The following is a 12,909-nucleotide window of genomic DNA, read 5'->3' on the forward strand; positions in this document are numbered from 1 at the left end:
GCCGCCGCGCACTAACGTGCGGCGGTGCAACAGGAGGCGTCATGCGATCCATCAACGGCACCGGTCTCATCGTCGCGGGGCTCGTCGCGACGTTGGCGGCGCTGCTCTTCCCTCTCTGGTCGTACGAGGACAGGTCGGGCACCGCCCTGGACAGACTCGACGCGGAGACCGTGTCGACGGAGTTCGGCCCGCTCTCCGCGCTCGACCGGGACTTCATCACCAAGGTGCGGCTCGCGGGGCTGTGGGAGCTCCCCGCGGGACAGCAGGCCGAGGCGCGCGGCACCACCAAAGCCGTCAAGACGGCGGGCGAGCATCTCGTCGAGGGCCATACGTTCCTCGACGCGCGGGTGCGCGAGGTGGCGACGCAGCTCAAGCTGGAGCTGCCCAACCAGCCGAACCCGCAGCAGCGCGGCTGGCTCGACGAGATGAGCGACGCGCACGGCGAGGCGTACGACGAGAAGTTCGCCAACATCCTGCGCGCCGCCCACGGCAAGGTCTTCTCGGTGGTCGCCGAGGTCCGCGCGAGCACCCGCAACTCGCTGGTGCGGGGGCTCGCCGACGACGCGAACACGACGGTCCTCGACCACATCACGGTCCTCGAAGGTACGGGCCTTGTCGACTTCGACGATCTGGCGCGCGACGCGGCATCGGCGGCCCCCGGCCCGGTGACCCGCTCCCCCGCCCCGCCGGGCCCGACCGGGACCCCGGATCCGGCGACCCCGGTCTCCCCCTCCCCCACGTTCTCGCTGCCTCCGCCCGCGTCCCGCCCCAAAGCGGAACGTTACGTACCCGCGACCCCCCGTCCGCATGCTGAATAACCCATGGCGCCGCCCCCGCCCCCTCGCATAGAACACCGGCATGTTCTGGCTTCCCCTCCTTCTCGTGGCCTGGGTCGCGACGGGCCTGTCCTGCGCCCGGCTCTGCCTCACCGCCTACCGCGCGGCCCCGCGCGGCACGGCCCCGGAGCACCGCCATGAACTGACGCTCTACGAAGCCGCGTTCCTCTCCGGCGGCCCCGCGCGCGTCACGGACCTCACCCTGGTGTCGATGGCCCGCGCCCGGCGGCTGCTGCTCGCGCACACCGGCTGGGCCACGGTCGTCGACCCGGTGGGCGGCGACGACATGGAGCGTTCCGTGCTCGGCGCGATAGGGCCCGCCGGGCAGTCGCCGATAGCGCCGGTGCGCGAAGCGGCGGCCGGTACCGACGCGATGCGCGCCCTCGCGGACCGTCTCGTGGCCGCGGGCCTCGCGCTGCCGGACGGATCGTGGTCGGGGGTCGCCGGTGCGGTCCGGCAGGTGCGGGCGGCCACGGCGGCGGTGGTCGCGCTGGGGGCCGTCGCCCTGCTGATGCCCGTTCAGGAACCGTCGGGAGAGGTGCCCGTGGCACTCTGGTTCGCGCTGCCCCTGGTCCTGAACGCGAGCTGCCTGGCCGTCGCCCGTTTCGAGATCCACCCCTACCCCCGCTGGGCGTCGCCCGCGGGCCAGCTCCTCCTGAGCGCGCTGCCCGCGCGCGGCGGCTCGGACCTCGCCGCCGTCGCCGTACGCGGCACGCGCGCGCTCGCCGACCCGGAGCTGCGGGCGGCTTTCGCGCACCGGGATGCGGCGCATCGGGGTCATTGAGCCCGACACGCCCGACACCGGCAGGGCGGTGCTTTACTTCGCCAATTACCGAACGAATCATCCCTTTTATTCGAGCAACGCACGGCCGAATGAAGGAATGAGCAGCGATGAGAGCAGCAGCCGCCCTCTACGGAACCGCCGGATCCCTGGTCCTGACCGCACTCGTCGCCGCACCCACGGGAAGCGCGTCCGCGGCCGACACCTCCCCCTACCCCGAGGCCCGCGGCACCCTCGTCGCGGCCCAGCGCGCCACCACGGCCGGGATCCGCTTCGGCGCCTGCCCGGCGGCGGAGGGCCTGCCCCCGTCGGTCAGATGCGGCACCGTCTCGGTACCGCTGGACTACGCACGCCCGGACGGCAAGCAGATCAAGCTGACCGTCAGCCGCACCAAGGCCACGCGGAAGGCCGAACCCCGGCGGGGCAAGGCCGTCAGGCGGCAGGGCGCCCTCGTGTTCAACCCGGGCGGTCCCGGCGGGTCCGGCATGTACTTCCCGATGGTCGGCATGCTCCCCGAGTGGAAGCGCATCGCGGCGGCGTACGACCTCGTGGGCTATGCCCCGCGCGGTGTGGGCCGCTCGGCTCCGATCTCCTGCCAGGACCCCAAGGAGTTCGCCAAGGCTCCTTCGCAGTCCCCGACGCACCCGGACGCCGCGTACAAGCTGAAGCGGATCAAGCAGGCGAAGGCGTACGCACAGGGCTGTGTCGAGCGCTCCGGGAAGGCCGTGCAGCACTACACGAGCCTGAACAACGCCCGTGACCTCGACGTCCTGCGGGCGGCGCTCGGCGAGAAGAAGCTGACCTTCATGGGTGCTTCGTACGGCACCTACTTCGGCGCCGTGTACGCCACGCTCTTCCCCTCGCACGTGCGCCGCATGGTGTTCGACTCGGCGGTCAACCCCGACCCCGCGCAGATCTGGTACCGCAACAACCTCGACCAGTCCGCGGCTTTCGAGCACCGCTGGGGTGACTTCCGCACCTGGGTGGCCAAGCACGACAAGACGTACCACCTGGGCAAGACGCCCGAGGCGGTGATGCGCAGCTACGAGAAGGTGCGCGACAAGCTGGCGGCCAAGCCCGCGGGCGGCAAGGTCGGCCCCGGCCAGCTCCAGTCGGCGTATCTCCAGGCCGGGTACTACGACGACTACTGGCCGGCGCGCGCGTCGGCGCTCTCGGCGTATCTGAAGGGCAACCCGAAGCCGCTGATCGAGCAGGCGGCGCCCGAGCCGAAGGGCGCCAAGGAGCAGGAGAACGGCAACGCGGTCTACACGGCGGTGGAGTGCAACGACGCGTCCTGGCCGACGGACTTCGGGACCTGGAACCGCGACAACTCACGGCTCGCCCGCAGCGCTCCCTTCGAGACCTGGGACAACGCCTGGATGAACCTGCCGTGCGCCTACTGGCCCGCGCCCCGGCAGCGTCCCGTCGACGTCCGCACCGAGGAGGGCGCGCTCGCCCCGACGCTGATCCTGGCCGCCGAGCGGGACGCGGCGACCCCGTACGCGGGCGCCGAGGAGCTGCACCGCAGGCTGCGGGGTTCGGTCCTGGTGACCGAGCGGGACGCGGGCACGCACGGCATCGGCGGCGGCCCCAACCAGTGCGTCAACGGGCACATGGAGGCCTACCTCCTGGAGGGCAGGCTCCCCGTGCGGCGCGCGGCGTGCGCACCGCACAAGGAGCCCGAGCCGCTGTCCGGCGAGCGGGCGGCGGCCCTGCCCAAGGAGCACTAGCCGCTAGAGGGCTGCCAGCCGCTCCAACGGAAACGGCGGCTGAGCCAGCGGACGCACCGCGAGCCGGGTCAGCGGCAGGGCGTTGTCGTCGCCCGCGGTGCGGTTGGCGTGCAGGACACCGCAGTGCGTGCAGCGATGGACCAGAACCCACTCGCCGTCTCCTCGTACGGAGATGGCGAGGGGTTCCATCCGGGCGCCGCAGTCAGCGTCCCGGTCGCCCGGGGTGTCGTCGAGGTGACGGCTCCACAGGCAGTTCGGGCAGTGGTTGCGGTGGTCGGTGCCCGGCGCGGTCATCGAGACGTCGAGACCGCAGTGCAGACAGCGGAAGGACTGGGCGCGCGACTCAGTGCGGGCCCGCCGAGAGGTGTTTCGGGACATGGTGGGAGTGACTCCAGTGCGTCGCGGAATGGGCTGACTTCGAGCTGTTCCGCGGGGCCCTGGGCATACAAGCACCATCCTTCCGTTCTCGTTTCCGTTCTCGGCTTCGACCTCTCGATGAAACCCGCACCGGCCGGGCACGGCAACCGAATTAACTAGGCGAGGCCCGCCACCAGCTCGGCCACGGACTTGCGGCGGCCGGTGTAGAACGGGACCTCTTCGCGGACGTGCATGCGGGCCTCGGAGGCGCGCAGGTGACGCATGAGGTCGACGATGCGGTACAGCTCGTCGGCCTCGAAGGCAAGGAGCCATTCGTAGTCGCCGAGCGAGAACGAGGCGACCGTGTTGGCGCGCACGTCGGGGTAGCCGCGGGCCATCATGCCGTGGTCCTTGAGCATGCGGCGACGGTCCTCGTCGGGCAGCAGGTACCAGTCGTAGGAGCGCACGAAGGGGTAGACGCTGATGTAGTTGCGCGGCGTCTCATCGGCCAGGAAGGCCGGGATGTGCGACTTGTTGAACTCGGCGGGGCGGTGCAGCGCCATGTTCGACCAGACCGGCTCCAGGGCGCGGCCCAGCTTGGTCCGGCGGAAGAGGTTGTAGGCCTCCTGGAGCTCGTCGGCCGTCTCGGCGTGCCACCAGATCATGACGTCGGCGTCGGCGCGCAGGCCGGACACGTCGTACGTGCCGCGGACGGTGATGTCCTTGGCGGCGAGCTGGTCGAAGAGGTCCTGGACCTCGTCGGCGTAGCCTGCGCGGTCCTCGGGGAGCAGGTCCCGCAGCTTGAAGACGGACCACAGCGTGTAGCGGATGACCTCGTTGAGGTCCTTGGCCTTCTTGCCCGCGTTCGGGCTCTTGGCGGGGGCGTCGTCACTCATGGCCCTATTCTCCTCCGCCGCCGTGCAGGCTCTGCACCGGGTTGGCGGTGAGCTCCTGCACACCGGCCAGGTCACCGCCCAGCTGGTCGACGGCGGCGTACGCGCTCGCGATGCACGCGGGGATGCCCACCCCGTCGTAGGCCGCTCCGCACACGGCGAGGCCGGGCAGCTTGCTCACGTGCTGCCGGACGCGGGCCACGCGCGCGTGGTGGCCGACGGGATACTGCGGGAGGCCGTCGTTCCAGCGGGTCACCCTGGTGGCGACGGGCTCGGCGGTCAGGCCGGTGGCCGCGCGCAGGTCGCGCCGGGAGAGGGCGATGAGGTCGGCGTCGTCGCGTCCCAGGATCTCCGTCTCCCCGTACCGCCCCACGGAAGTGCGCAGGACCAGCAGGTCGGGGTCCTCCTCGGCGATCCAGCCCCATTTGCGCGAGGCGAACGTGGACGCCTTGATGGTGTGCCCGTCGACGGGCGGCACGAGAAAACCGCTGCCTTCGGGGAGGTCGGTCTCGCCGCGGCGGTAGGCGAGGGTCATCAGGGCCATGGAGGCGTACTCGACGCGGCGCAGTTCGGCGGCGGCGGCCGGTACGTCATGGTCCAGGAGGCGGGCGGCGTGCGGGGCGGGCAGGGCGACGACCACGGCATCCGCCTCCAGGTCCCAGTCCTCGACGTACACCTCCCACCCTTCGTCGACCTTGCGCAGGCCGTGTGCCTGCGAGTTCAGCAGAATCTCCCCGCCACGCGCGCGTACCGACTCCGCGACGGCGAGCGGCAGTTGACCGACGCCGCCCTCGATGCCCATGAAGACCGGGCCGCTCTGCTGGTTCTTCGCGGCGCGGGCCTGGATCTCGCGGACGCCCTCGGTGAGCGAGGCGTGCGTGCGGGCGGCCTCGAAGAGCTGCGGGACCGCCGAGCGCATCGAGATGCGGTAGGCGTCGCCCGCGTAGACCCCGCCGAGCAGCGGCTCCACGAGGCGGTCGACGACCTCTCGGCCGAGGCGCGCGGCCACGTACGCGCCGACCGCGACGTCGTCCCCGACCTCGGTGCGCGGCAGGTCTCGGTCCTGCTCGATGCGGTGCAGGCCTTCGTCGGAGAGCACTCCGGAGAGGGCGGACGCGTCGCCCGGTACGCCCATGACGTGCCCCTTGGGCATCGGCCGCAAGGCTCCCCGGGTCCAGATCGCGGCGCTCGCCGTGGCGGGCGGCTGCAGCCGGTCGGCGAGGCCCACCTCGCGGGCGAGGGCGACGGCCTCGGGGCGGCGGGCCAGCATCGACTCGGCGCCGAGGTCGACGCGGACGCCCTCGATCTCGCCGGGGAGCAGCTTGCCGCCGAGCCGGCCGGAGGCCTCCAGGACGGTCACGCGGGCTCCGGTGTCGAGCAATCGGTGGGCGGCGGCCAGCCCGGCGATCCCGCCACCGATGACAACGACATGACCCGTACGTGTGTCCGTTTCGCGCATGCCTCCACTCTACGAGTCGCGTTCCGCGGCCCGTGCGAGTCCTGAACGTGACCCCATCGGGACCGGTCGGCAACCACCTTTCCGCACCTCCCCGGCGTCAAAGGAGCACCAGTCACCACGACCTTCGGGGGGTACGTCGAGATGCACGCGTCCAGCACGTCAAGGCACCGGACCGTCCAGGCACTCTCGGCCGTCCTGCTCGCGGCGGCCCTCGCGCTCACGGGGTGCAGCGCGGGCGGCGGCGACAGCGGCGACAGCGACAAGGCGGTGGGCTCCGGCAAGGAGGACGCGGCCGTCTCCGGCAGCCAGGACGACAAGGGAGTGGGCGACGGCAGCCGGGCCGACCAGTCCGGCACGAAGAAGCCGCCCAAGCTCACCGGCACGCACATCATCCTCACCGCGACCCTGACCGTCCGCGTCAAGGACGTGCCCAAGGCGCTGGACGAGGCGCGCGCGGCGGCCACCGACGCGGGCGGTGTCGTCGGCGACGAGACCACGGACCGCGACGACCGCGGCCACGAGCGCTCCCGCATCGTGCTGCGCGTCCCGCAGGACCGGTACGACGAGGTCCTCACGTCCATCGAGGGCACGGGCAAGCTGATCGAGCGCAAGGCCAAGGCGCAGGACGTCACCGACCAGGTCGTCGACGTCGAGAGCCGCGTCAAGTCGCAGCGGGCGAGCGTGGCGCGGGTGCGGGAGCTGATGGACAAGGCGACGAAGCTGAGCGATGTCGTCACCCTGGAAGGGGAGTTGAGCGGCCGCCAGTCCGAACTGGAGGCGCTGCTGGCCCAGCAGTCCTCGCTGAAGGACCGTACGAGCATGTCCACCATCACGCTCTCGCTCAGTGAGACGGCCGTGCAGAAGGCCGCCGCACAGGACGACGACCCGACGTTCGTGGACGCCCTGTCCGGCGGCTGGCACGCCTTCGTGACGATGCTGCGGTGGCTGGCGGTCGTCATCGGCGCGGTCCTGCCGTTCGCGGCCGTGGCGGCGCTCCTCTTCCTGCTGTGGCAGCGCCTGGTGCGGCCCCGGCTGCCGCGGCGGCCCGCGGTCGCCGCGGCTCCCGGGACATCCACGCGCGAGGGCGAGGACGACTAGCGGTCCTTCAACTGCCGCCTCGTCGTAGCGTGTCCGTATGAGTAGCGCGAGAGAGCGACTGGTGGTCATCGGGGGTGACGCGGCGGGCATGTCCGCCGCGTCACAGGCACGCAGGCTCAAGGGCCCCGGGGAGCTGGAGATCGTCGCGTTCGAGCGCGGCCACTTCACCTCGTACTCGGCCTGCGGCATCCCCTACTGGGTCGGCGGTGACGTCCCCTCGCGGGACGAGCTGATCGCGCGTTCGCCCGAGGAGCACCGGGCCCGCGACATCGATCTGCGGATGCGGACGGAGGTCACGGAGATCGACGTCGAGGGCGGCCGGGTCCGCACCCGGGATCTGGAGTCGGGGACGGAGGACTGGACGTCGTACGACAAGCTCGTGATCGGCACCGGCGCCAGGCCGGTGCGCCCCTCGCTGCCCGGCATCGACGCCCCCGGCGTGCACGGCGTGCAGACCCTGGACGACGGCCAGGCGCTCCTGGACACGCTGGCCCGCACGCCGGGCCGCAGGGCGGTCGTCATCGGCGCGGGCTATATCGGCGTCGAGATGGCCGAGGCGCTGATCCAGCGCCGCTACGAGGTCACGGTCGTCAACCGCGGCGCGGAGCCGATGTCGACGCTCGACCCGGACATGGGCCGCCTCGTCCATGACGCGATGTCCGGGATGGGCATCGAGATGGTGAACGGCGCCGAGGTCACCAAGATCCTCACCGGTGACGACGGCCGGGTCAGGGCGGTGGCCACGGGGGACGCCGAGTATCCGGCGGACGTCGTGGTGCTCGGCATCGGCGTACGCCCCGAGACGGAACTCGCCCGTGCGGCGGGGCTGCCGCTGGGCGAGCACGGCGGGCTGCTCACGGATCTCGCGATGCGGGTGCGGGGGCACGAGAACATCTGGGCGGGCGGCGACTGCGTCGAGGTCCTCGACCTGGTCTCGGGCCGCGAGCGCCACATCGCGCTCGGCACCCACGCCAACAAGCACGGCCAGGTCATCGGCTCGAACGTGGGCGGGGGCTACGCGACCTTCCCCGGCGTCGTCGGGACGGCCGTCAGCAAGGTCTGCGACCTGGAGATCGCCCGCACGGGCCTGCGCGAGAAGGAGGCGCGGGCGGCCGGCCTGCAGTACGTGACGGTGACCATCGAGTCGACGAGCCGCGCGGGCTACTACCCCGGCGCGGCCCTGATGACCGTGAAGATGCTCGCCGAGCGACTCAGTGGGCGGCTGCTCGGCGTCCAGATCGTCGGCCGGGAGGGCGCGGGCAAGCGCGTCGACATCGCGGCCGTGGCGTTGACGGCCCGGATGACGGTGGACCAGATGACCGCGCTCGACCTCGGCTACGCACCGCCGTTCTCACCGGTGTGGGACCCGGTCCTGGTGGCGGCGCGCAAGGCGGTCGCGGCGGTCCGGTCGGCGGGTTAGGCCGCGAAGGGGGCGTCTTCCACCGCGAAAGCGCCCCCTCTCCCGTCCCACCCGTCATATTCAGGCGAGATTTTCAGCCAACTACGAACCGCCCTCGAAACGGCTCCGTCAGCGCGCGGTCCGCGTGTGGACGTGCTCCACGAGCCGCGTCAGCGCGTCGGGGTCCGTGGTCGGCAGCACGCCGTGGCCGAGGTTGAAGATGTGCCCCTCGAGCTCCGCGGCGGCGTCAAGGACCTCGTCCGTCTTGGTCTCCATCGCCTCCCGCGTGGAGAAGAGGACCGCCGGGTCGAGGTTCCCCTGCAGCGCCTTGCCGGGGCCGACCCGCAGGACCGCCTCGTCCATCGGGACGCGCCAGTCGACGCCCATCACGTCGGCGCCCGCCTCGCCCATCAGACCGAGCAGTTCGCCCGTGCCGACACCGAAGTGGATGCGCGGCACTCCGTACGAGGCCACCGCGTCGAAGACCTTCTGCGATGCGGGCATCACGGAGCGGCGGTAGTCGGCCGGGGCCAGCGCGCCCACCCACGAGTCGAAGAGCTGCACGGCGCTCGCGCCCGCCTCGATCTGCACCTTCAGGAAGGCGCCGGTGATCTCCGCGAGGCGGTCGAGCAGGTCGGCCCAGAGCTGCGGGTCGCCGTACATGAGCGCCTTGGTGTGCTCGTGGTTACGGCTCGGACCGCCCTCGACCAGGTAGCTCGCGAGAGTGAAAGGCGCACCGGCGAATCCGATGAGCGGGGTCGGCCCCAGCTCGGCGGTCAGCATGCCGATCGCCTCGGTCACGTAGCTCACGTCGTCCGGCGTCAGGTCCCGCAGCTGGGCGAGATCGGCGCGCGAACGGATGGGGTTGGCGACGACCGGGCCGATGCCCGGCTTGATGTCGAGGTCGATGCCGATGGCCTTGAGGGGGACGACGATGTCGCTGAAGTAGATCGCGGCGTCGACCTTGTGGCGGCGCACGGGCTGCAGCGTGATCTCCGTGACCAGCTCGGGCATCATGCAGGACTCCAGCATGGCCGTGCCCTCGCGCACCTTGCGGTACTCGGGAAGTGAGCGCCCCGCCTGCCGCATGAACCAGACCGGCGTGTGCGGCACGGGCTCGCGCCGACAGGCCTTCATGAAAGCGGAGTCGTACGTCGCTGCGTTCTTCTGGCCCATGGGGCTCTGGCTGTTGTTGGCGCTCACGCGGAAAGTCTCGCACGGGCCCGCGCACCCCCGTCCCGAGGGACACCCTGCCTTGACCGGGGGCCCTCTCACGGGTGTCTGTCCCTGCGCGAAGCCACCGTTCCCCTTAACCTTCCCCGCATGGCTGCGGCTCAAGGACAACGGTCGGACGGCGCTGGCGAGATGGAAAGTACGGAGGGGAAGGTGGCGGAATCGACTCCGTTGCCCTTTCGCGCGGCGGTCGAGGCGCTGCGCGGGGCACGGCTTCGGCCCGAGATCGAGATCGACCCGACGCGGGCTCCGCAGCGGCTTGCTCCCCATGCGTACGCGCTGGAGGCGGCGGTGGTCGACGGCGACGAGGACCTGGCGGACGGGCGCCTGGTCCTGCTGCACGACCCGGACGGGCACGACGCGTGGCAGGGCACCTTCCGCCTCGTCACGCTCGTCCGCGCGGAGCTGGAGCCGGAGATGGCCGCGGACCCGCTGCTCCCCGAGGTCTGCTGGACGTGGCTGACGGGCGCGCTGCAGGCGCGCGGTCTGGCGTGCGGGGAGCCGAGCGGCACCGTCACGCGCGCGGGCTCGCACTACTTCGGCGGGCTCTCCGAGCGGCCGCCCGCGTCGCAGATCGAGATCCGGGCGTCGTGGACGCCGCGGGAGGGGATCGGCGGGGTGCCGGACACGGCCGCGCACCTGGCGGCCTGGTGCGATCTGCTCTGCCAGGTGGCGGGGCTGCCGCCGGCGAACCAGGGGCAGCACGGCGAGGGGTCCGTGGTGTCGCTGCCGCAGCGGCGGGGGCCGCAGACACCGTGAGCGTGCGGCCTCCGGTTCCTCATGGGGGCCGCCGCCGGTTTCTTACGGGACTGAACTGTCACGCGGATGAGCGATTCTGAACGACTGCGATTCGGGTTGATCTTCGGATGATCGATCACGTGTCCGAATGGTCCGAATTGTTACTCACCAAATCGTGATCATTCTCTAAAGGCGGACGGGTTTGATGCCGAAGAGGTTGGTGACCTTGAAAGCACGGTTCGTCCCGGCTTCATCCCCGAGCCGGTTCCGTCCCGCACCCCAGGAGGCCTGGTGTCCGTTCTCCTCGAGCAGCCCGCAAGCCTGGTCGCCTACCGCCCGAACAAGCCGACCGCCATGGTCGTCGTGGCCGACCCCCGCGTACGCTCCACCGTCACCCGCCACCTGTGGGCCCTCGGTGTACGCGACGTGATCGAGGCCTCGTCGATCGCGGAGGCTCGTCCCCGCATCGGCAACCCCCGTGACATCTGCGTCGCAGACGTCCACCTCCCCGACGGCTCCGGCCTGACGCTCCTCTCAGAAACCCGCGCGGCGGGCTGGCCCAACGGCCTCGCCCTCTCCGCGGCCGATGACATCGGCGCCGTACGCAACGCCCTCGCGGGCGGCGTCAAGGGCTACGTCGTCACCGGCACCCGCAACAATGTCGGACTCCCCACCCGTCCCGGCGCCGCGCCCATCGGCTCGGCCGCCGCCCGAATGCACCGCCGCCCGCCCGGCGCCCCGAGCCACCCCGGTGGCTACCGCGAGCTGTCCGGCCGTGAGGTGGAGGTTCTCCGCCTGGTCGCGGAGGGCCAGTCGAACAAGGCCATCGGCGTCTCGATGGGGCTCTCGGCACTGACCGTGAAGAGCCACCTGGCCCGGATCGCACGCAAGCTCGGCACGGGTGACCGGGCCGGGATGGTGGCGGTGGCTCTGCGCACCGGAATCATCCACTGACTCATTTACACCCCTCGTGCGCCCGTCGACGGAACGTTCCGTCGACGGGCGCCGCGCATACACAGATACCCTTGACAGGTGACCGACGCCCAAGAGACCGCAGCAGACAGCTCACTGCGAACCACCGGAGGCGGCCCTCCGGACGACGTCGAAACGGCGCCGATCCCTTTGGACGAGCCGCGTGATGGAATCCCTCCGGTGGTCGCCGACGCAGCCTCGCTCGCCGAGGTGATCGCCGCTTTCGCGGCAGGAAGTGGCCCCGTGGCCGTGGACGCCGAACGTGCGTCCGGCTATCGGTACGGCCAGCGTGCCTATCTCGTACAGCTGCGCCGTGAAGGCGCGGGCAGCACTCTGATCGACCCCGTGGCCTGCCCCGACCTGTCGGGGCTCGGCGAGGCGATCTCCGACGCGGAGTGGGTGCTGCACGCCGCCACGCAGGATCTGCCCTGCCTGCGGGAAATAGGCATGATCCCCACCAGCATCTTCGACACGGAACTCGCCGGGCGCCTCGCCGGCTTCCCCCGGGTCGGCCTCGGCGCGATGGTCGAGGGCGTACTCGGCTTCGTCCTGGAGAAGGGGCACTCGGCGGTCGACTGGTCGACCCGGCCGCTGCCCGATCCCTGGCTGCGGTACGCGGCACTGGACGTGGAGCTGCTGGTGGACCTGCGCGACGCCCTGGAGAAGGAGCTCGACCGGCAGGGCAAGCTGGAGTGGGCCCGCGAGGAGTTCGACGCGATCTCCTCCGCCCCGCCTCCGCCGCCCCGCGTGGACCCCTGGCGGCGCACGTCCGGCATGCACAAGGTGCGGCGGCGTCGTCAGATGGCGGTCGTCCGGGAGCTGTGGACCGCGCGTGACGCGGTGGCCCAGCGGCGTGACGTGTCGCCCGGCAAGGTGCTCAGTGACGGCGCGATCGTGGAGGCGGCGCTCGGGCTTCCGCCCAACGTGCACGCGCTCGCCGGTCTCACCGGCTTCGGGCACCGCATGGGCCGCCGTCAGCTGGACCAGTGGCAGGCCGCGGTGGACCGGGCCAGGGCCCTGCCCGACGCCGAGCTCCCGCAGCCCGGACAGACCGTCTCGGGCCCGCCGCCGCCCCGCTCCTGGGCGGACCGCGACCCGGCAGCAGCGGCGCGGCTGTCCGCGGCGCGGGCGGCGGTCTCGGCGCTGGCCGAGGAGCTGAACATGCCCCAGGAGAACCTGATCACTCCGGACACCGTACGAAGGGTCTGCTGGGAGCCGCCGGGTCAGGTGGACGCGGAGTCCGTGTCGGCGGCGCTCGCTTCGCACGGCGCGCGGCAGTGGCAGATCTCCCAGGTCACCCCGGCCTTGGTCACCGCCCTCACCACGACCGCCGACACCTCCCCCCGGCAGAGCTGACCGGCCGCTCCGTGACGCGGGGCGGGAAGCGGTGGTGGTCCGGTGGCTTCGACAGCC

Annotated in this window: 12 protein-coding genes; 8 read left to right on the forward strand and 4 right to left on the reverse strand. The window is 71.7% G+C overall.

Translation table 11 applies throughout. The features are described 5' to 3' along the window. The first annotated feature begins 41 nt into the window (after positions 1-41). The 3 genes from ACFUPX_RS39690 to ACFUPX_RS39700 all read left to right on the forward strand — a co-directional run bounded on the left by ACFUPX_RS39690 (position 42) and on the right by ACFUPX_RS39700 (position 3,347). A complete protein-coding gene (locus tag ACFUPX_RS39690; RefSeq protein WP_383333796.1) occupies positions 42-818 on the forward strand; it encodes a DUF4142 domain-containing protein in 777 nt (258 codons plus the stop codon). A gap of 40 nt (positions 819-858) precedes the next feature. Continuing rightward, positions 859-1,620, forward strand: a complete 762-nt coding sequence (locus ACFUPX_RS39695; RefSeq protein WP_383333798.1) for a TIGR04222 domain-containing membrane protein — start codon at positions 859-861, stop codon at positions 1,618-1,620. A gap of 107 nt (positions 1,621-1,727) precedes the next feature. Further along, entirely contained in the window at positions 1,728-3,347 is a 1,620-nt protein-coding gene (locus ACFUPX_RS39700) for an alpha/beta hydrolase (protein ID WP_383333800.1), read from the forward strand. Positions 3,348-3,350: 3 nt separating this feature from the next. On the opposite strand, the gene ACFUPX_RS39705 is transcribed toward ACFUPX_RS39700, so the two are convergent. From ACFUPX_RS39705 to hemG, 3 genes are all read right to left on the reverse strand, one after another. Further along, a complete protein-coding gene (locus ACFUPX_RS39705; protein ID WP_383333802.1) occupies positions 3,351-3,725 on the reverse strand; it encodes an RNHCP domain-containing protein in 375 nt (124 codons plus the stop codon). A 155-nt stretch (positions 3,726-3,880) separates the two neighbouring features. Next, positions 3,881-4,600 carry a hydrogen peroxide-dependent heme synthase gene (gene hemQ, locus ACFUPX_RS39710; protein WP_383333804.1) on the reverse strand — a complete coding sequence of 240 codons (720 nt, stop codon included), beginning with the start codon at positions 4,598-4,600 and terminating at the stop codon, positions 3,881-3,883. A 4-nt stretch (positions 4,601-4,604) separates the two neighbouring features. After that, positions 4,605-6,056, reverse strand: a complete 1,452-nt coding sequence (gene hemG, locus ACFUPX_RS39715) for a protoporphyrinogen oxidase (protein ID WP_383333806.1) — start codon at positions 6,054-6,056, stop codon at positions 4,605-4,607. 141 nt (positions 6,057-6,197) lie between these two features. On the opposite strand from hemG, the gene ACFUPX_RS39720 reads away from it, so the two are divergent. Next, on the forward strand, positions 6,198-7,154 hold the full coding sequence (locus tag ACFUPX_RS39720; RefSeq protein ID WP_383333808.1) for a DUF4349 domain-containing protein: 957 nt from the start codon (positions 6,198-6,200) through the stop codon (positions 7,152-7,154). Positions 7,155-7,191: 37 nt separating this feature from the next. After that, positions 7,192-8,574 carry an FAD-dependent oxidoreductase gene (locus ACFUPX_RS39725; protein ID WP_383333810.1) on the forward strand — a complete coding sequence of 461 codons (1,383 nt, stop codon included), beginning with the start codon at positions 7,192-7,194 and terminating at the stop codon, positions 8,572-8,574. Between the two features lie 108 nt (positions 8,575-8,682). Here the strand turns inward: ACFUPX_RS39725 and hemE are convergent, their stop codons facing one another. Continuing rightward, positions 8,683-9,756 carry a uroporphyrinogen decarboxylase gene (gene hemE, locus ACFUPX_RS39730; protein WP_383333812.1) on the reverse strand — a complete coding sequence of 358 codons (1,074 nt, stop codon included), beginning with the start codon at positions 9,754-9,756 and terminating at the stop codon, positions 8,683-8,685. A 120-nt stretch (positions 9,757-9,876) separates the two neighbouring features. Here hemE and ACFUPX_RS39735 point away from each other — a divergent pair, with 120 nt between their 5' ends. The 3 genes from ACFUPX_RS39735 to ACFUPX_RS39745 all read left to right on the forward strand — a co-directional run bounded on the left by ACFUPX_RS39735 (position 9,877) and on the right by ACFUPX_RS39745 (position 12,852). Further along, on the forward strand, positions 9,877-10,545 hold the full coding sequence (locus tag ACFUPX_RS39735) for a DUF3000 domain-containing protein (protein ID WP_383333814.1): 669 nt from the start codon (positions 9,877-9,879) through the stop codon (positions 10,543-10,545). Between the two features lie 270 nt (positions 10,546-10,815). Then, entirely contained in the window at positions 10,816-11,478 is a 663-nt protein-coding gene (locus ACFUPX_RS39740) for a response regulator transcription factor (RefSeq protein WP_160507754.1), read from the forward strand. A 78-nt stretch (positions 11,479-11,556) separates the two neighbouring features. Then, positions 11,557-12,852: an HRDC domain-containing protein gene (locus ACFUPX_RS39745; RefSeq protein WP_383333816.1), complete on the forward strand. Its 1,296-nt coding sequence runs from the start codon at positions 11,557-11,559 to the stop codon at positions 12,850-12,852. Positions 12,853-12,909 lie beyond the last annotated feature (57 nt).

It is taken from the genome of Streptomyces sp. NPDC057302 (assembly GCF_042667685.1).
Taxonomy (GTDB): Bacteria; Actinomycetota; Actinomycetes; order Streptomycetales; family Streptomycetaceae; genus Streptomyces.